Raw genomic sequence first — 20,237 nt, forward strand, 5'->3', positions numbered from 1 at the left:
GTTTAACTCCTATCGGTTTTCCGCCGCGCCTTGTGCCCGGTCGGGATCCGTACGGTACGCCAAAATTGTAGGCGCCGGGGGATACCCAGCGCCAGATGCAATTACGAGAGTTTTTGAATCGCGCGCGCGACGCGGGCGATGGGTAGGCCCACTACGTTATAGAAGTCGCCCGAAATATCGTGCACGAGCATGCGTCCTCCTGTGCCCTGAATGCCGTAGGCGCCGGCCTTGTCCATGGGCTCACCCGAGGCGACGTAGTGCTCGATCTGCTCGTCGGTGAGCTCGTAGAACGTCACGTCGGTCACATCGACAAAGGACAGGCTTTCGGCGGCATGCGGGGCGGCCGTATCGCCTGCCTTAACGATGCAGACGCCGGTTGCGACCTGGTGCGTGCGGCCCGAAAGCTCACGGAGCATGGTGCGCGCCTCGTCCTCGGTTGCCGGCTTGCCCAGAATCTTGCCGTCAAAGGTGACGATGGTGTCGGCCGCGACCGTCAACTCATTGGGCTCGGCATGCTCGGCGGCAACGGCGGCGGCTTTTGCGCGTGCTAAGCGTTCAACGAGCGTAAGCGGGGCCTCGCCATCAAACGGCGTTTCGTCGATATCGGCAGGAATGATGCGAATGTCATAGTCCGCCTCGCGCATCAACTCGATGCGGCGCGGTGATTGCGAAGCCAGAATCATAGCTGAATGCCCTCGGCGACTTTCTCGACGGCCTTGTCGCCGGCGAGCGTGCGCAGCAGCTCAAGCGCAAAGGGGAGCGACTGGGCCATGCCGCTAGCGGTGATAATGTTGCCGTCTTGCGTAACCTTCTCGCCGGTATAGGCGCCTTCGGGGAAGCTTTTCTCAAAGCCAGGGAAGCACGTGGCGTGGCGCCCCTCGAGCAGGTCGAGCTCGCCCAGGATAAACGGGGCAGCGCAGATGGCGGCGACGTGCTTGGTCGCGGCGAACTCGCAGACCACGTCGCAGACGCGCTGATCGGCGCGCAGGTTGGTGGCACCGGGTAGGCCGCCGGGCAGCACGACGCAGTCGTACTCGTCAAAGTTGATCTCATCAAAGAGTGCATCGCAGGTCACGGGGATCTGCAGCGAGCTTACGACCTCACGCGTGGGCATGATCGAGACGAGTGTGGCGCGCACGCCGCCGCGACGCATGACATCGACCATGGTCAAGCATTCAATAGTTTCAAAGCCATCGGCGGCGAGAACGGCAACGCTGGGCATGAGGGTTCCTTTCATAGGCGGCATACAATTAGCCGTCTTATACCCCGAAGACCTCCGCTTGCCACGCTCGATTTCCCAATGTTTAAAATAGCCCCGTCCGAATTAGCTACCCTCACCCATCCTCAACAATCTCAATCTGTAACATCTAGACCCACTTTTGACCCCTAACTGTTACAGATCAAGACAAACGGAAACCGCCCCGACAAAATGTCTAAATCTGTAACATCTACGGACCAAAACCGGGTCTTACTGTTACAGATCGAGACAGTCCCTGACAGCACCGCCCCGTTCGGGGAACGACCGCCACAGGTACGGCGGGCAGAGGCTCACTTTTTTCCTCGGTTTTTTTTCTTGACGGAATCTCACCTGTTGTAGTACTTTGTCCCAGTCTAAAAACGCGTGGACTTTTCTGGGCGCTAGCCACCTTTTTGCCACGCAACCGAGCAGTCGGTTGCGTGGCTTTTTTCGTCTTGGCAGCAGGTACCACATGCACCGCCAGAAGACCGCACGAGCCCACCTTCCGACTGCAGGGAACAGACGCACGAGACGTGCATCTGCAAGACAGCAGACGGAAGGGAGCCTAATGGCAGGAACAAACACAATCAAGCAACAGGCCGCCGGGGCAGGAGCCACGGGCGCGGGACAGGCCAAGGCGGCGCTCCAGGTCTTTGCGGGCGGCGCCTGCTACGGCGCGATGGCCACGACCTACAAGCTCGCCTACGCCGCGGGCTTCACCTCGGCGCAGGTGGTGGCGAGCCAGGCGTGGTTCGGCTGCCTCTTCTTCGCCCTCGCCACACTCGCGGGCCACGCACTCGGGCACCGCTGGCAGCGCGTGGGCTGGAAGCTCGCCCTCAAGCTCATGGGCCTGGGAGCCCTCACCTGCCTCACCTCAATCCTCTACTGCTACGCCATGAGCGTGCTGCCCGCCCCGGTGGCGCTCACGCTCCTCTTCCAGTTCACGTGGCTGGGGCTCCTGTGGCAGACCGTCATGACGCGCCGACCGCCGAGGGTCCTCCAAGTGGTCTCCGCCCTGGTCATCGTCTTCGGAACGGTGTTCGCCAGCGGCGTTTACAGGACCGGCATCACCGGGTACGACCCCGTGGCCCTGCTCTGCGCGCTGGGGGCGGCCGTGTCCTGCTCCCTCTTTGTCACCCTCTCCGGCAAGGTCGAGGCTCCGTGCTCGTCCGAGCAGCGTGGCGTCATCGTATGCGCGGGCTCCGTGGCCATGTCGCTCACGGTATGCCCGGACTACGTCGTCTCGGGCGTCCTCGCCCAGGGCATCCTGCCCTTTGCCGTCATCGCCGGCTTCTTTGGCATGCTCTGTCCGGTCCTGCTCTTCGGCATGGGCTCTCCGCACCTGCCCGCAGGCCTCTCCACTGTCATGGCCGCCGCGGAACTCCCCGCCGGCCTGCTCATCGCCATGATCGTCCTCGGCGAGCCGCTCGGCGTCGTCGAGTGGCTGGGCGTCGCCATCATCCTCGCCGGCGTGTGCCTGGCACAGGTCCCCTCCCTGTTTGGAGGCCGGGAGGCACGTCGCGTCGCCGCAGGGCAAGCCGTCAGCTAGTCACCCCTTCACGGGCGGCCCGCGCGCATCAGGGAAAGGGCCACGGGCCCGGCGCGTGAGGTCGTAAGGACGTTATAAAGCGTCCCCCGCAGAGATGGGGGCGCCAGAGAGAAGGAGGCACTATGCCATTTCCAAAAGGGTTCCTTTGGGGAGGAGCCACCGCTGCCAACCAATGCGAGGGAGGTTATGACGAGGGCGGCCGCGGCCTTGCCAATGTCGACGTCATCCCACACGGGCCGGAGCGCAACGACGTAAGCCGCGGCCTGAGGCGCATGCTCGACTTCGAGCCCGGGTACTACTACCCGGCCCAGACGGGCATCGACTTCTACCACCACTACCGCGAGGACATAGCCCTCTTCGCGGAGATGGGCTTCAAGGTCTTTCGCCTCTCCATCGCCTGGAGCCGCATCTTCCCCAACGGCGACGAGGAGGAGCCCAACGAGGCCGGGCTCGCCTTCTACGAGGACGTGTTCCGCTGCTGCCGCGAGCACGGGATCGAGCCCCTCGTGACCATCACGCACTTCGACTGCCCCATCCACCTCGTCAAGAAGTACGGCGCCTGGCGAAACCGCGCCCTCATCGAGCTCTACAAGCGGCTCGTGAAGGTGCTCTTCAACCGCTACCGCGGCCTCGTGCATTGGTGGATCACGTTCAACGAGATGAACATGATCTTGCACCGTCCCTTCATGGGTGCCGGCATCGTCCTCGAGCCCGGGGAGAATGCCCGCGAGGCCGAGTACCGCGCCGCGCACAACGAGCTCGTGGCGAGCGCCTGGGCCACCAAGATCGCCACGAAGTCGACCCGGAGAACAAGGTAGGCTGCATGCTCGCCGCGGGAAGCTACTACCCCTACTCCTGTCGTCCCGAGGACGTCCGCGCAGCGCAGGTCAAGAACCAGGAGGACCTCTTCTTCGTGGACGTGCAGGCACGCGGGCACTACCCCGGCTACGCGCTCAAGATGCTCGAGCGCGAGGGCATCGACGTGGGCATGACCGCCGAGGACGAGCGCATCCTTGCGGAGAACACCGTCGACTTCATCTCGTTTAGCTACTACTCCTCGCGCTGCACCGCGGGCGACCCCGATTCCGTGGGCGGCGTCGCCGAGGGCAACGCCTTCGCCGGCGTGGAGAACCCCTACGTGCGCACGAGCGACTGGGGCTGGGTCATCGACCCGCTGGGGTTCCGCATCACGATCAACGACCTCTGGGACCGCTACCAGAAGCCGCTCTTTGTGGTGGAAAACGGCCTCGGTGCCTATGACGAGGTGCTCCCCGACGGCACGATCGAGGACGACTACCGCATCGCCTACCTGCGCGAGCACATCGAGGCCATGCGCGACGCCATCGAGCAGGACGGCGTCGAGATGCTCGGCTACACCACCTGGGGGCCGATCGACCTCGTGAGCGCGGGCTCCGGCGAGATGGAGAAGCGCTACGGCTTCATCTACGTGGACCGCGACAACCTGGGCAACGGCACGCTCGAGCGCAGGCGCAAGAAGAGCTTCTACTGGTATCAACAGGCCATCGCCACCAACGGAGGCGACCTGGGCTAGCCGCCCGGGCAATATCACTAAGGAGAAAATAATGGCTGAAAAATACGACGACCTGGCCAGATCCATACTCGAGAACGTAGGCGGCACAGAGAACGTCGCTAGCGTCGCGCACTGCATCACGCGCGTGCGCTTCAAGCTCAAGGACGAGTCCCGCGCCAACACGGCCAAGATTGAGACCCTCAAGGGCGTTATCCAGGTCATCCAGGCCAACGGCCAGTACCAGGTGGTCGTGGGTAACATCGTCGAGGACGTCTACGACGCGGTCATGGAGGCCGGCAACTTCTCGAGCGGCGCAAGCGCCGACGACGAGCCCCAGGGCGATAAGACCGTTGCCTCCGTCATCATCGACCTCATCTCTGGCATCTTCCAGCCCATCCTGGGACCGCTTGCCGCCGCAGGCATCATGAAGGGACTGCTTGCCCTCATCACCTACTTCGTCCCGGCCTTTGGAAACGACGGCCTCTACACGCTGCTCTACACCGTGGCTGACGGCTTCTTCTACTTCCTTCCCGTCGCCCTGGCGTTCAGTGCCGCGCGCAAGTTCCGCATGAACGAGTTCACCGGCGTGGCAATCGGCGTGGCGCTCCTCTACCCGACGATGGTCGCCCTGACCTCGGGCGAGGCGCTCGGCAGCATCGACCTCGGCGTGGCCGGCACGTTCTCGTGGTACGCCACCGCCCTCGGGGTCCCCATCATCATGCCCGTGTCCGGCTACGTGAGCTCGGTGATCCCCGTCCTTCTCATGGTGTGGTTCGGCTCTATCCTTGAGCGCTGGCTCAAGAGCTGGATGCCGACTGCGCTCAAGATGTTCCTCGTCCCGCTCGTCACGATGACGGCCTCCATCGTCTTGGGTTACCTCGTCATCGGCCCGGTGGCCACCCTCATCACCAACCTGCTGAGCGCGGCGTTCTCGTTCATCTTCCAGCTTCCCGTGGTTGGTTCCGTCCTGGGCAGCGCCCTGGTCGGCGGACTGTGGATGTGTCTCGTCATCTTTGGCTTCCACTGGAGCCTCATCCCCATCTCCATCATGAACCTGAACACCCTCGGCCACGACAGCGTGCTCGCCGCCACCATCGGCCACGGGTTCGCGCTCGGAGCGGTCATCTTTGCCATGTACCTCAGAAACAAGGACGAGCGCTTCCGCGGCATCGCCCTTCCCGCGATGATCTCCGCCTTCTTCTTCGGCGTCACCGAGCCGGGCATCTACGGCATCGCCCTCCCCAACAAGCGCGCGTTCGTCGTGGCATGCCTGAGCTCCGCCGTGGGCGGCGCCATCGTGGGAATGACGGGCGCCCTCATGTACATCTCGGGCGGCCTCGGCGTCTTCAACCTGCTCAACTTCATCGACGGGACCCCTGGTGGCGCCGGGATCTCCCACATGATCTACGCGATCATCGCCTCACTCGTCTCTGCCGTTCTGGCCTTTGTTATCGAGTTCATCACCTACCGACCCAACGACGACGAGGAAGGCGCCCGCTAGCTTGCGCCCTTTTCGACCAGCTCTATGTAATTGTGGAGCAGTTGAGGTGGGTGAGGGCCGAGGGCGATCAAGGTGGCCGCCCTCGGTCCGGGACAACCTGCCAGAAGGCGTTTAGCTTTCTCGGGCGGTGCTGAAATGAACTGCCCCCGAAACTTAGACGGGTCAATTAGCGGCCTATGCCGCACATGGGGACTGATTCCGGAACTCCTCCGGGGTCAGTCCCTTTTGCTTAACCTGCCTCCTCTTGTTCCAGTGAACGGTGTAGGCGTCGAGGTCCCGCTTGAACTCCTCGAAGCTCCGCTACGTCCGGTTCCTGTAGAACTCGTCCTTCAGGCGCCCGGGCAGCAGCTCTGTCGCATGAGCTTGCCCTCGCACGCCGCCGGCCCCGGCCGGGTCCGGGCACCCTTCGGCCTCCCGCCGGCCTTCGGCGCGCCCGTACCCCCTGTCGCAAAGCTCTGCTGCAAGAGTTCTCAGCGTGGCGTCGTGCCTGACTCTCCCGTCCATAAAGAAGCCCCCATTTCTAATGTTCAAGAAATAAGGGGGCGGTTCTATTTCGGGACGGGGATTAAATAATCATTCGGTACAAATTTATTTTCCCCGTCCTTGAAAAATCATCGGGCGTGGTCTTGGGCAAACAGTCTAGTTGCGCCTAAGGTGGACGACGGTCTCGCAGTGGAAGGTTTGCGGGAACAGGTCGACTGGCGTGATCTTGACGGGGGAGAAGGTGCCTTCTTCGACAAAGCGTTTGAGATCGCGCGCCAGGGTGGCCGGGTCGCAGCTTACGTAGGCGACATCGCGGGCACTCGTGCTGGCGATAAGGTCGATCGCTTCGGGGGCGAGGCCTGCGCGCGGCGGGTCGACCACCAAGACGTCGGCATCCTGGTCGGGGAACTCGCGCACCGCGTCTCCGCCAATGACGTCGACGTTATCAAGCTTGTTGATCTCCAGGTTACGGCGTAGATCGCGCACGGCGGGGCCGTAGGCCTCGACGGCGGCGACAAAGTCGCAGCGGCGGGCGAGCGGCAGGGTAAAGGTGCCGGCACCGCAGTACAGGTCCACGGCAAGCTCGTCTTCCTGCGGGTCGAGCGCTTCCATGACAAGATCGATCAAAATCTCGGCACCCTTGGTGTTGACCTGGAAAAAAGACGGGGCAGACAAGCGCATCTGACCCTCGGCGATATTTTCGGTCCATGAGCCCTCTCCGGCGAGCATTTCGACCTTGGAGACACGGCGGGCCTTCTTTTCGCCCTTGCTCATCACGCGCACGATGCTCGTGGGATGAGCGGCGTCCGCCAGCACGCGGGAGACCTGTGAGCGCGGGAAGGAGCCTGTGGGCGTCCAAAGCGCGACCTCGAGCGCCTTGGTGCGGCGCGAAGCGCGAATGCCCACGCGCTCCAGACCCAGGTCGTGGCTGCCGCTCAGATAGTTGAGCGCGCCGACGACCGATTTGAGCGCCTTGGGAAAACGCTTATCAAACAGCGGGCACGAATCGACAGTCACGATCTTGCTGGGGTCGACGCCGTGCATGCCAAGGCGAACGCGGCCGTTAACGAGAGTGGGCTCCAGCTCAATCTTATTGCGGTAACCCCAGTCGTCCTTGGTGTGGCGGATAGGCTGGACAAGTTCGTTGACCTGGTCGGGGGTGAACTTGCCGATGCGCTCGAGCGTGGAGCGCAGGTTTTGCTCCTTGGCGGCGAGCTGTGCCGTGCGTGAGAGATTGCCCCACGAGCAGCCGCCGCAAATGCCCACGAAGGGGCAGGGAGGCTGAATGCGATCGGGGCTTGGCTCGAGAATCTCGGTGGTGCGGGCGCGCATGAACGACTTGCCGTCCTGTACGACCTCGGCCTCGACGGTGTCGCCTGCCACGGCGCCCTGCACAAAGACGGCCTTGCCGTTGTCGGCGTGCGCCAGCCCGTCGGCGCCGTAGGTCATCGATTCTATAGTGAGCTTCATATCCCTGCCTGTCATTCGCGTTGTTATTCGCACCATGGTAGCAGGGAAAAGCGCCCCGCATCCGAGGCTTTCCTCAAATGCGGGGCGCTTCTACAAACTGCTTCTACAAACGACTATTTCGTCTTGCCGGTAATGAGCGTCTTAAGACCCAGACCGATCAGGCCCAAGCCCATGCGCACGCGGCCGGGGCGATGGCGCTCGATGGCCTTGGTCTTGCCAGCGGGCTTATCGCGACGGGCACTCGTCTCGGGTGCGGGCTTGGTGACCTGCGGCTCGGGCCGAGGTGCAGGTGCAGGCTCGGGCTCAATGACGGTCGCCTGGACCTTCTGAACCTCGGGTGTGGTCGGCTGCGGCTTAGGATCAGGGGTGGGCTTTGCCTCGGCGGCGGGCTCCGGAGTCGCGGTAGCGGGCTCGGGCGCTTTCTCCACGGCAGCCTCTGCGGCAGCCTCGGGCTCATTCACCGGGGGAGCGGCAACCGCTTCCGGTTTGGCGGCTGCCCCATGTTCAACCTCGGCCTGAATAGCTTCTTCGGCCACACGTTCCTTCTCCTGTGCGCGCTGCTGCGCGGCGGCCTCGGCGTTGCGATAGGCACGCTCCAGCAGGGCTTCCTGCGAGTTGAAGGGTTTCTCACCCTCTGCACGCTCCACGGGAACCCAGGTGCCGTCACTCGTCAGACTGCGTGCCTTCACGTTGTCGCGCAGCTGCATGCCCATGCACTCGTGCACCAAGGCGCGGCAGGTAGGGTCGAGCACGGGGAAGGCGATCTCCACGCGGTGCTCGGTGTTGCGTGTCATCATGTCGGCCGAGCTCAGATAGATCATGTCCGAGTCCACGCCAAAGGCGTAAACGCGCGCATGCTCCAAAAAGCGTCCGACGATGGAGCGGACATGCACGTTCTCGGTCTTGCCCGGAACACCGGGCTTGAGGCACGAGATGCCGCGGATGATCATGTCTACGCGCACGCCGGCACACGATGCCTCGGCGATCTTGTCGATAACCTCGCGGTCGGTCAGCGAGTTGAGCTTAAAGAACACGCGGGCGGGCTCGCCGGCAAGGGCGCGCTGAATCTCGCGGTCAAGCCCGCGCATGATGAGCGGTTTCAGCCCGACGGGCGCCACACCCAGGAAGCGGTAGTCGCCGCGCAGGTTGCCCAGCGACAGATTGCGGAAGAACAGGTTGGCGTCTTCGCCGATGCCGGGGTGGGCGGTCATGAGCATAAAGTCGCTGTAGAGTTTGGCCGTCTTCTCGTTAAAGTTGCCGGTGCCCAGCAGCGTCAGGCGCGTTAGCGCCATGCCCTCGCGATAGGTGAGCTGGCAGATCTTGGAGTGGCACTTAAAGCCCTCGGAGCCGTAGATGACGGTGCAGCCGGCCTCTTCCAGGCGCTCGGCCCACTCGATGTTGTTCTGCTCGTCAAAGCGGGCACGGAGCTCCATGAGCACCGTGACCTCTTTGCCGTTCTCGGCGGCATCGATCAGCGACTCGCACAGACGGCTCTGCTTGGCCACGCGGTAGAGCGTGATGCGCAACGAGATGCACTCGGGGTCATAGGCGGCCTCGTGCACCAGATCCAGGAAGGGGTTCATGGCCTCGTAGGGATAAAAGAGCAGCTTGTCGCCCTGCAGCACCTGTTCGCGGATGGAGCGGGTCATATCGATGGTGGGGTTGGGCTGCGGCTTAAACGGCGTAAAGAGCAGCTCGTTGCGCAGGTGCTCGGGAATCTTGCCCTCAATGCCAAAGACGTAGCCCAGGTTGAGCGGGATATCGCAGGTAAAGACCGAGCGACGCGAAAGCTCGAGCGCCTTGCGGATAGTCTTGAGCGTCGCCTTCTCGAGCGACCCCGAGACCGCGAGCACTACCGGCTGCAGGCGCAGGCGCTTCTTGAGAATGCGCTTCATGTGCTGGCGGTAGTCCTCTTCCTCTTCGACGCCCTCGCCGTCCGGATCGATGTCGGCGTTGCGGGTGACGCGGATCAGTGCACGATCCAGCGGCTTATAGGAGCCAAAGCAGCTGTCCAGGCAGGCGAGGATGACGTCCTCGAGCAAGATGTAGGAGTAGGTGCCGGTGGGCGAGGGGATCTCGACCACGCGGTTCATCGAGGCGGGAATCTCGATAAGGCCCAGTAGGCTCTCCTCGTCGGTGGCGCCGTCCAGACCACAGGCCAGATAGAGCGCGCCGTTGCGCAGGTTGGGGAAGGGGTGGCGAGGATCGATGACCAGCGGCGAGATGACCGGCGACACGTAGGCCTGGAAGTAGCGGGTTACGAAGGTGCGCTCCTCGGGCGTAAGCGAATCGATGTGGGCGCGGTGAACGCCCAAGGTGTCGAGCTTGCCCTCGATGCTCTTAAAGATGGACTCCCAACGGGTAAGGAGCCCGGGCATTTCGGCCATGACAGCATCGACCTGTTCGGAGGCGGTCATATTGCTCTTGTTGTCGACAGGTTGTTTTTTGAGCTCCGCCAGATCGGACAGGCCGCCCACGCGCACCATAAGGAACTCGTCGAGGTTGGACTCGAAGATCGAGACGAACTTTAGTCGCTCGAATAACGGAACGGTTTCGTCGAAGGCTTCGTCGAGCACGCGGTTGTCAAAGCGTAGCCAGCTGAGCTCTCGGTTTTGCGTGTACGAGAAGTCGCGCGGCGGTTTGCGCAGCTTTGCGGCGGCTTGCTTCTTTTCGATTTTGCTCGGCATATGCATCTGTCCGTTCAGTCCCCACAAGGGACGGTAGCCTAACACTAATCACTATTGTCTCAATTTAGTCGACCTGTGGCACGGACGCATCGCGCGAACGGTATCTTTACCTACTTCTTACGCTGACAAGTCATAGGACTGACGTCCTGCTCGTCTGCAAGCGGTCTATATCCTCACTCAACTGGTACGTAAGTGTGAATAAGAATGATGGATAGCTGAATATCATTGAATGCAGGCGGAAACGTAAACAAACATCATTTATATACATAAAACCGATTTAGCTATGCAATTCTGAATCAAAAGTTTAGAGATGCAATTGCAAATAGTTTTTTGGAAAAAAGAGCGTTTACCTTAGAAAAGTTACTTTAGAACGCCGAAGTACATTATGGGGGAATCTCGTGCGATATACCGTTCATCGCACTTTGTTGACCGTTCGGGGGCGAGGTGGAATTGCGGGTGGAATTTGGATATAACTAGAGCTGTCAGCAAGCAGCGTCCGCTATGGAAGGGCGCTGAGAGATTCCGCCGAAAGGCCCGAAAGAAAGGTAGGAGGCCATGACGAAAGGTCTGCACGTGCCTTCCGAGATCGGCAAGCTCAGGAAGGTCTGCCTGCACCGTCCCGGCGACGAGCTCCTCAACCTGCCGCCCGACGAGCTCGAGCGACTCCTGTTCGACGACGTCCCGTTCCTGGAGGTCGCGCAGCAGGAGCACGACACCTTCGCCCAGATCCTGAGGGACCAGGGCGTGGAGGTCCTCTATCTCGAGAACCTCGTCGCCGAGGTGTTCGACCAGGTCCCCGGCGCCCGCGCCGAGTTCACCGACCAGTACATCGCCGAGGCCGGCATCCGCGGCCAGCACATGCCGCAGATCGTCCGCGAGAAGCTGGACTCCATCGAGGACAACCTCGAGTTCGTCAAGAAGACCATGGCCGGCATGACCAAGTCCGAGATCGACATGCCCCTCACGGCCTCCACGACCCTCGACTCCCTGGTCAACTCCGAGTCCGAGTCCGACCTGATCATCGACCCGATGCCCAACCTCTACTTCACCCGCGACCCGTTCGCGGTCGTCGGCGAGGGCGTCAATCTCAACCGCATGTACTCGGTCACCCGCAACCGCGAGACCCTGTACGGCAAGTACGTCTTCAAGTACCACCCCGACTACAAGGACGTCTCGCTGTACTTCCGCCGCGACTGCCAGTTCCACACCGAGGGCGGCGACGTGCTGAACATCAACGAGAAGACCCTCGCCGTCGGCATCTCCCAGCGCACCCAGGCCGCCGCGATCGACGTCATGGCCCAGAACATCTTCTGGAACTCCGACTCCAAGGTCGAGCGCATCCTGGCCTTCGACATCCCGGTCTCGCGCGCCTTCATGCACCTCGACACGGTCTTCACCCAGATCGACGTCGATAAGTTCACGATCCACCCCGCCATCATGGGCACCCTGCGCGTCTACGAGCTGACCGCCGGCAAGAACCCGGGCGACGTGAACATCCGCCTGATCGAGGACACCCTCGAGCACGTCCTGGAGGACGCCACCGGCGTCGACCAGGTCAAGCTGATCCCCTGCGGCGGCGGCGACCCGATCGCGGCCTCCCGCGAGCAGTGGAACGACGGCTCCAACACCCTGTGCGTCGAGCCCGGCAAGATCTGCGTCTACGCCCGCAACACCGTCACCAACGACGTGCTGTACAAGGAGGGCCTGGACCTTCTCGTCGTGCCCTCCGCAGAGCTCTCCCGCGGCCGCGGCGGCCCGCGCTGCATGAGCATGCCCTTCTGGCGCGAGGACCTCTAAGGTCTTCAAGGACTCGTACGGGTCATAATACATACATCTAGCTGCCATTAGATGTCTCCCATTGGGGCGGTGCGGGTTTTCGCACCGCCCCAATCTTGTATGAGGAACGTCAACACGATTGGACGACTGCTTTTGTAAGGAGCTTGGCCATGGACATCAAGACGATTGGCGTTGAGGAATGGCTCAACGTTTGGGAGAAGAGCGCCACGTGGGACATCGCCCAGTCGACGATCTCGTCGCTCACCATGGGCGAGCTGCGCGCGCTCGATGAACAGGACGGCGCCACGTTCTACGAGCGCCTGGACCGCGAGAAGATGAACTACGGCTGGATCGAGGGCTCGCCGGAGTTTAAGGCCGAGGTTGCCAAGCTGTATCGTCGGGAGGTCAATCCCGATCACATTCTGCAGACCAATGGCTGCACGGGCGCTAACCTCAACGCCATCATGGCTGTGGTCGAGCCCAGCGACCATGTTATCGCCGAGTGGCCCACCTACGCGCCGCTCTACGAGATTCCGCGCACGCTGGGCGCCGAGGTCGAGTATTGGGAGCTTCGCGAGGAACTCGGCTGGAAGCCCGATATCGAGGAACTCAAGCGCTTGGTGCGCCCCAACACCAAGCTTATCTGCATAAACAACGCATCGAACCCCATCGGTACGGTGCTCGATGCCGATATGCTCGGCCAGATTGCCGAGATCGCCCGTTCGGTGGGCGCCTACGTGCTGTGCGACGAGGTGTATCTGCCGCTCGAAAGCACTGAGTCCTTTATGTCGATGGTCGACGTGTACGAGAGGGCCATTGTCACCAACTCGTTGTCGAAGACCTATTCGACGCCTGCGGCCCGCGTGGGCTGGGTCCTGGCCGACGAAGAGGTGTCCAACCGCATCCGTACCTATCGCGATTACACCATGATCTGCGGCGGCGTGTTCAACGATGCCCTGGCGACCTATGTGCTTGAGCACAAGGATAAGATTCTCGAGCGCAATCGCAAGATCGTGTTTGGCAACCGCGATATCGCACAGGCTTGGATCGATACGCAGCATCGCGTTTCCTGGACGGCCCCGCAGGGCGTGTCCACCTCGTTTATCCAGCTGGATATTCCCGAGGATGACGAGGAGTTCTGCAGGCGCCTGCTGTCCGAGAGGGGAGTGCTGCTGGTCCCCGGTAGCCGTTTTGAGCTTCCCTGCGGCGCACGCCTGGGCTACTGCGCGAGCGAGGACGTTCTGCGCGAGGGCCTGAGGCTTTTGGGCGAGGCACTGGCGGAGTTCGATCGCTAGGATTCCGATGATCTTCGAGGGCCTTATCCAAATTAGCCGAAGATAATCGAAAACGGACCCGTTTCCCTAGTGAAGCGGGTCCGTTTTTCTATACCGAGAAGTCAAGTTGTTACAAATGGAGCCGTAAAGCGAGTCGGTATCCGCTGGGCCTTATACTGAGTTTCCGGTGAACGGTATCAAGCGTCTGGTAAACGGTAATTTATTTACCAGAAATGAATAGGACAAACTTTTTTCTGAATAAAAATGAAAATGGTTGAGACACGGTATGAACCGCTAATTCTATTCATAGCTTTATTGGAAATATGCAATATGAGGGTGGTTTAGCAAAGTTTAGTTCCATTTGATTTTAGGATTGAAAACGCGTTTAAGCACGTAAATACGCTTTATTAAGATGAAGTGTGCCATGCGTGAAGTATATGTGTATGCCGTTCACCCCCTATAAAAAACCGTTCGGTGGCAAGGTGGAAGTATGAGCTGATTTTGGATATAAATATGTCGTCAGCAATAACGCCTCACACGGAGGGGCGCTAACGAATCGGCCCTGACAAGGGCCCGAAAGAAAGGTAGGAGGCCATGACGAAAGGTCTGCACGTGCCTTCCGAGATCGGCAAGCTCAGGAAGGTCTGCCTGCACCGTCCCGGCGACGAGCTCCTCAACCTGCCGCCCGACGAGCTCGAGCGACTCCTGTTCGACGACGTCCCGTTCCTGGAGGTCGCGCAGCAGGAGCACGACACCTTCGCCCAGATCCTGAGGGACCAGGGCGTGGAGGTCCTCTATCTCGAGAACCTCGTCGCCGAGGTGTTCGACCAGGTCCCCGGCGCCCGCGCCGAGTTCACCGACCAGTACATCGCCGAGGCCGGCATCCGCGGCCAGCACATGCCGCAGATCGTCCGCGAGAAGCTGGACTCCATCGAGGACAACCTCGAGTTCGTCAAGAAGACCATGGCCGGCATGACCAAGTCCGAGATCGACATGCCCCTCACGGCCTCCACGACCCTCGACTCCCTGGTCAACTCCGAGTCCGAGTCCGACCTGATCATCGACCCGATGCCCAACCTCTACTTCACCCGCGACCCGTTCGCGGTCGTCGGCGAGGGCGTCAATCTCAACCGCATGTACTCGGTCACCCGCAACCGCGAGACCCTGTACGGCAAGTACGTCTTCAAGTACCACCCCGACTACAAGGACGTCTCGCTGTACTTCCGCCGCGACTGCCAGTTCCACACCGAGGGCGGCGACGTGCTGAACATCAACGAGAAGACCCTCGCCGTCGGCATCTCCCAGCGCACCCAGGCCGCCGCGATCGACGTCATGGCCCAGAACATCTTCTGGAACTCCGACTCCAAGGTCGAGCGCATCCTGGCCTTCGACATCCCGGTCTCGCGCGCCTTCATGCACCTCGACACGGTCTTCACCCAGATCGACGTCGATAAGTTCACGATCCACCCCGCCATCATGGGCACCCTGCGCGTCTACGAGCTGACCGCCGGCAAGAACCCGGGCGACGTGAACATCCGCCTGATCGAGGACACCCTCGAGCACGTCCTGGAGGACGCCACCGGCGTCGACCAGGTCAAGCTGATCCCCTGCGGCGGCGGCGACCCGATCGCGGCCTCCCGCGAGCAGTGGAACGACGGCTCCAACACCCTGTGCGTCGAGCCCGGCAAGATCTGCGTCTACGCCCGCAACACCGTCACCAACGACGTGCTGTACAAGGAGGGCCTGGACCTTCTCGTCGTGCCCTCCGCAGAGCTCTCCCGCGGCCGCGGCGGCCCGCGCTGCATGAGCATGCCCTTCTGGCGCGAGGACCTCTAAGTCTTTCCGTTTCCGGTGCGGTCCCCCTACAACCGCACCGGCTTCGCCCGTTAAACGGGCAACACTGATACTTACGTAATTCATTTCTTCGAAAGGAATCGAACCATGGGTGTTAACCTCTCCGGCCGTAGCTTCCTCAAGCTTCTCGACCTCACCACCGAGGAGATCGAGTACCTGCTCAAGCTCTCCAAGAACTTCAAGGATATGAAGCGCGCTGGCGTTCCGCATCGCTATCTCGAGGGCAAGAACATCGTTCTGCTCTTCCAGAAGACCTCCACTCGTACCCGCTGCGCCTTCGAGGTCGGCGGCATGGACCTGGGCATGGGCGTGACCTATCTCGATCCCGGTTCGTCGCAGATGGGCAAGAAGGAGTCCATCGAGGACACCGCCCGCGTTCTCGGCCGCATGTATGACGGCATCGAGTTCCGTGGCTTTGCCCAGGACGACGTCGAGGAGCTCGCTGCTAAGTCCGGCGTGCCCGTGTGGAACGGCCTGACCACTGAGTGGCATCCCACCCAGATGCTCGCCGATATCCTGACCGTCCAGGAGAACTTCAACTACGACATCAAGGGCAAGACCCTCGTCTTCATGGGCGACTGCAAGAACAACGTCGCTCGCTCCCTCATGGTCGTCTGCTCCAAGCTCAGCATGAACTTCGTGGCCTGCGGCCCCGAGGAGTGCATGCCCGCCGACGACGTCATCGAGGCCTGCAAGCCCATCGCCGAGGCCAACGGTTGCACCATCAAGCTGACCACCGACGTCAAGGACGGCGTCACCGGTGCCGACGTTATCTACACCGACGTGTGGGTCTCCATGGGCGAGCCCGACGAGGTCTGGGCCGAGCGTATCGCTCAGCTCACCCCGTATCGTGTTACCTCCGAGGTCATGGCTATGGCCAACCCGGGCGCCATCTTCCTGCACTGCCTGCCCAGCTTCCACGACACCAACACCACCATTGGCGCCGAGAAGTGCGAGCAGTTCGGCATCACCGAGCAGGAGGTCACCGACGAGGTCTTCGAGAGCCCCGCTTCCAAGGTCTTCGACGAGGCCGAGAACCGCATGCACACCATCAAGGCTGTCATGTACGCCACGCTCAAGTAAGAGCATCTAGCATCTCGCTCGGGGTGTCTTGCTGCACACCCCGAGCGGCTTTGTCTGGTAAATATCTCGCACCAGGCGGCAGGCACGGCACGGAAGAGCCGCTTCGGGCGAGATCAGTAAATGATTTATGAAGGGGGGATGAGAACTATGACTGAGACCGCTAAGAAAAAGCGCGGTATGCCTTCATCGTTCACCATTCTTCTTGCTCTGCTGGCAATTGTCGCAGTGATTACCGTTATCGTCTCCGGCACGTCCGGTGGCGCGGTTACTGCCGCCCGTCTGAGCGATTTCTGCACCGCCCCGATTAAGGGCTTCGCTGACGCTCTGCCCGTCTGCCTCTTCGTTATGATCCTGGGCGGCTTCCTCGGCATGATGACCGAGACCGGCGCCCTGGACAACGGCATCGCCGTCCTGGTGCAGAAGCTTAAGGGTAATGAGATCATGCTCATTCCCGTGCTGATGCTCATCTTCTCCCTCGGTGGTACCACCTATGGTATGTGCGAGGAGACCGTTCCCTTCTACGCCTTGCTTGCCGCTACCATGATGGCCGCTGGCTTCGACCCGATGGTCGGTGCCGCCACCGTCCTGCTCGGCGCTGGCTGCGGCTGCCTGGGCTCCACGGTTAACCCGTTCGCCGTCGGCGCTGCCGTCGACGCTCTGACCGGCGTTGGCATTGAGGTCAACCAGTCCATCATCATCGGCCTCGGTGCCGTCCTGTGGATTGTTACCACTGCTATGTCCATCTTCTTCGTCATGAGCTATGCCAAGAAGGTCAAGGCTGACAAGGGTTCCACCATCCTGTCGATGCAGGAGCTCAAGGACGCCGAAGAGGCTCACGGCAAGGCTGCTTCCGAGGTTCACAATGAGGTCAAGCTCACCGGTCGTCAGAAGGGTGTTCTGATCGCCTTTGCCTTCACCTTCGTCGTCATGATCGTCGGCTTCATCCCGCTGGCCGACCTCAACGAGGGCGTCGCCAACTTCTTTGACGCTGGCGCTGTCTACGATGCCGACGGTAACGCCGTCGTCCAGGGCTGGTCTGCCCTGATCACCGGCCTGCCCATTGGCCAGTGGTACTTCGACGAGGCTTCCACCTGGTTCTTTCTCATGGCTGTCCTGATCGGTATCATCGGTGGCCTGTCCGAGAAGCAGATCGTCAACACCTTCATCACCGGCGCTGCCGACATGATGTCCGTTGTTCTCGTCATCGCCCTCGCTCGTGGTATCTCTGTCCTCATGGCTAACACCGGCCTCGACGTCTACGTCCTCGACGCTGCCGCCAATGCCCTGGCTGGCCTGTCCGGTGTGATCTTCGCTCCCATGAGCTTCCTGGTCTACTTCGGCCTGTCCTTCCTGATCCCCTCGACCTCCGGTATGGCCACCGTCTCCATGCCCATCATGGGACCGCTGGCTGTTAAGCTCGGCTTCTCGCCCGAGGTCATGGTCATGATCTTCTCCGCCGCCATCGGTGTCGTGAACCTGTTCACCCCGACCTCCGGCGCCATCATGGGCGGTCTCGCCCTGGCCAAGATCGAGTGGACGACCTGGCTCAAGTTTGCCCTTAAGCTCATCGTCGCGCTCTCCGTCGTCTGCGCCATCATCCTGACCGTCGCCTGCGTGTTGCTCTAAGTACCCAACGGGTACCCCACGGAAACCTTGACGATCCTGTAAAGGATCACCTGGTCATCGTCTGTCCGGTGGGGTCAACCCACCGGTAGACTCCTACCTTTAGCCCCCTCCCGTTCCGTGCGCGGGAGGGGGCGACTTTTTGTTCCGCGGTTTTACCAAACCGCGGAACCGGTCGACGCTACGCGCCGTCCAGAACGACAATTTGTCATTCAAAAGGCAAGGCATGACCAAAAGGTCTATGCCTCGCCTTTTTCATGCCAACTTGTACGTTCTGGACGGCGCTCGCTGTCCGTCCTCTGCCTGCGGCGCTTTCCATTGTTGGTGCAGAGGGCGCTTTGCCTACTCTGGTGGGCTTTCGCTGGCTTATGCTCAACCTGCGACGTTTCCATTATTGATACAAAGGCCAGGTTTGTTTGAACCAAAAAGGGGAAGTTGCGGTGGAATAGTTCCTGTTTGGCCGTCTTGAGGGGTTAAACGGGAACTATTTCACCGCAACTTATCGATGGCGTGTTTGGTTGGTGCCAGTTGATTGCTTGGGCGTTGGGGAGGGTCTGCTCCGTTATAATCGCCTAGAACATTAAATGGAAACGGGACGGGAGCCATATATGCGCCAGGGTTTCGACAACGCGAAGTATATCGAGCTGCAGGCTGCTCACATTAAGGAGCGCATCTCACAGTTTGGTGGCAAGCTCTATTTGGAGTTTGGCGGCAAGCTGTTCGATGACTATCATGCGAGCCGCGTGCTGCCGGGTTTTGAACCGGACAGCAAGTTCCGCATGCTCAAGAGCATCGCCGACGATGTCGAGGTTATCATCGCGATCAACGCGAACCACATCGAGAAAAACAAGGCTCGTGGTGACCTTGGCATTACCTATGACGAGGATGTGCTGCGCCTGGTTGACCTGTTCCGCGGCAACGGCTTTGCCGTCGCGGCTGTGGTCATCACCCAGTACGCCGGCCAGCCTGCTGCCGATGTGTTCCGCAACCGCTTGAACGCGCTCGGTATTCCCGCCAAGCTGCACTATCCCATCGAGGGGTATCCGCACGATGTCGATCTGATCGTGTCCGACGATGGCTACGGCAAGAACGAGTTTGTCGAGACCACGCGTCCGCTCGTTGTCGTGACGGCACCCGGCCCCGGCTCGGGCAAGCTCGCTACTTGCCTCTCGCAGCTGTATCACGAGCATAAGCACGGTACCGCCGCCGGCTATGCCAAGTTCGAGACCTTCCCGGTCTGGAATCTTCCTCTGACGCATCCGGTCAATATTGCCTACGAGGCCGCCACGGCTGACCTCGACGACGCCAATATCATCGATTCGTTCCACCTTGAGGCCTACAACAAGACCACGGTCAACTACAACCGCGACGTCGAGGCCTTCCCGGTAGTCCGTGCCCTGATGGAAAAGATCCTGGGCAAGAGCCCCTACCAGAGCCCTACGGACATGGGCGTCAATATGGTCGGCTTTGCCATCACCGATGACGATGCCTGCCGCGACGCTTCCAAGATGGAGATTGTCCGCCGCTACTTTACCGCGGTCGAAAATGTGCGCCGTACCGGCGTGGGCGATGAGCAAGTCGACCGTCTCAAGATTATTATGAAGAAAGCCGGCATCGATAAGAACTACTCACCGGCGCGCTCGGCGGCCCTCACCAGGGAGCAACTGACGGGTGGTCCCGTGGGTGCCATGGTCATGCCCGATGGCTCCGTGGTGACCGGTAAGACCTCCACGCGCCTGGGCGCCGCAAGTTCGCTCATTATGAACGCCCTCAAGCACGTCTCGGGCGTCGACCTTGAGCTCGAGGTTATCAGCGATGAGGCGATCGAGCCCATCAGCAAGCTCAAGACGCATTTCCTGGGCAGCAAAAACCCGCGCCTCCACACCGACGAGACGCTTATGGCGCTGTCGATCACCTCGGCCACGAGTGAGACGGCCGCTCGCGTCCTTTCGGGCCTGGAGCAGCTGCGCGGTTGCGATGCCTTCTTTAGCGTGATTATCTCGCCGACGGACGAGACGGTACTGCGCAAACTGGGTATCAACGTGTGCTGCGAGCCCAAGTTTGAGCGCCGCGGTTTCTTCCATCGCTAAGTTTGAAGCACCGCGGTAATTGCATTGCATTTTGGCCGTATCGGGTTAGCGTCCGGTACGGCTTTTTGATCAATAAAGC

At 61.1% G+C, this 20,237-nt stretch carries 12 protein-coding genes and 1 pseudogene; 9 read left to right on the forward strand and 4 right to left on the reverse strand.

Features of this window, described 5'->3' with window-relative positions; genetic code table 11:
* Positions 1-101 precede the first annotated feature (101 nt).
* Both AAAX34_RS03595 and AAAX34_RS03600 read right to left on the reverse strand, forming a co-directional pair.
* Positions 102-683 (reverse strand): Maf family protein, encoded by a 582-nt coding sequence (locus tag AAAX34_RS03595; protein WP_148345561.1) that lies wholly within the window; start codon positions 681-683, stop codon positions 102-104.
* Entirely contained in the window at positions 680-1,222 is a 543-nt protein-coding gene (locus AAAX34_RS03600) for a DJ-1 family glyoxalase III (protein ID WP_055287259.1), read from the reverse strand. Before AAAX34_RS03600 ends, AAAX34_RS03595 begins: the two co-directional genes overlap by 4 nt.
* A gap of 583 nt (positions 1,223-1,805) precedes the next feature.
* On the opposite strand from AAAX34_RS03600, the gene AAAX34_RS03605 reads away from it, so the two are divergent.
* From AAAX34_RS03605 to AAAX34_RS03615, 3 genes and pseudogenes are all read left to right on the forward strand, one after another.
* Positions 1,806-2,786 carry a DMT family transporter gene (locus AAAX34_RS03605; protein ID WP_349109997.1) on the forward strand — a complete coding sequence of 327 codons (981 nt, stop codon included), beginning with the start codon at positions 1,806-1,808 and terminating at the stop codon, positions 2,784-2,786.
* Between the two features lie 122 nt (positions 2,787-2,908).
* Positions 2,909-4,338 (forward strand): annotated as a pseudogene (locus tag AAAX34_RS03610) (6-phospho-beta-glucosidase).
* Positions 4,339-4,369: 31 nt separating this feature from the next.
* A complete protein-coding gene (locus tag AAAX34_RS03615; RefSeq protein ID WP_349109998.1) occupies positions 4,370-5,818 on the forward strand; it encodes a PTS transporter subunit EIIC in 1,449 nt (482 codons plus the stop codon).
* A gap of 639 nt (positions 5,819-6,457) precedes the next feature.
* On the opposite strand, the gene rlmD is transcribed toward AAAX34_RS03615, so the two are convergent.
* Both rlmD and ppk1 read right to left on the reverse strand, forming a co-directional pair.
* On the reverse strand, positions 6,458-7,786 hold the full coding sequence (rlmD, locus tag AAAX34_RS03620; RefSeq protein ID WP_349109999.1) for a 23S rRNA (uracil(1939)-C(5))-methyltransferase RlmD: 1,329 nt from the start codon (positions 7,784-7,786) through the stop codon (positions 6,458-6,460).
* A 98-nt stretch (positions 7,787-7,884) separates the two neighbouring features.
* Positions 7,885-10,458 carry a polyphosphate kinase 1 gene (gene ppk1 / locus AAAX34_RS03625; RefSeq protein WP_349110000.1) on the reverse strand — a complete coding sequence of 858 codons (2,574 nt, stop codon included), beginning with the start codon at positions 10,456-10,458 and terminating at the stop codon, positions 7,885-7,887.
* A gap of 555 nt (positions 10,459-11,013) precedes the next feature.
* On the opposite strand from ppk1, the gene arcA (AAAX34_RS03630) reads away from it, so the two are divergent.
* From arcA (AAAX34_RS03630) to AAAX34_RS03655, 6 genes are all read left to right on the forward strand, one after another.
* Positions 11,014-12,255, forward strand: a complete 1,242-nt coding sequence (arcA, locus tag AAAX34_RS03630) for an arginine deiminase (RefSeq protein ID WP_006234281.1) — start codon at positions 11,014-11,016, stop codon at positions 12,253-12,255.
* Between the two features lie 149 nt (positions 12,256-12,404).
* On the forward strand, positions 12,405-13,529 hold the full coding sequence (locus AAAX34_RS03635; RefSeq protein ID WP_349110001.1) for an aminotransferase: 1,125 nt from the start codon (positions 12,405-12,407) through the stop codon (positions 13,527-13,529).
* A gap of 573 nt (positions 13,530-14,102) precedes the next feature.
* Entirely contained in the window at positions 14,103-15,344 is a 1,242-nt protein-coding gene (gene arcA, locus AAAX34_RS03640) for an arginine deiminase (protein WP_006234281.1), read from the forward strand.
* Between the two features lie 105 nt (positions 15,345-15,449).
* Positions 15,450-16,445: an ornithine carbamoyltransferase gene (gene argF, locus AAAX34_RS03645; protein WP_349110002.1), complete on the forward strand. Its 996-nt coding sequence runs from the start codon at positions 15,450-15,452 to the stop codon at positions 16,443-16,445.
* Between the two features lie 147 nt (positions 16,446-16,592).
* A complete protein-coding gene (locus AAAX34_RS03650) occupies positions 16,593-18,071 on the forward strand; it encodes a YfcC family protein (protein WP_161115923.1) in 1,479 nt (492 codons plus the stop codon).
* Between the two features lie 605 nt (positions 18,072-18,676).
* The gene (locus AAAX34_RS03655) at positions 18,677-20,158 is read left to right on the forward strand and encodes a DUF1846 domain-containing protein (RefSeq protein ID WP_006234276.1); all 1,482 of its coding nucleotides are present in this window, start codon (positions 18,677-18,679) and stop codon (positions 20,156-20,158) included.
* Positions 20,159-20,237 lie beyond the last annotated feature (79 nt).

It is taken from the genome of Collinsella sp. CLA-ER-H4 (assembly GCF_040092395.1).
Classification (GTDB): Bacteria; Actinomycetota; Coriobacteriia; order Coriobacteriales; family Coriobacteriaceae; genus Collinsella.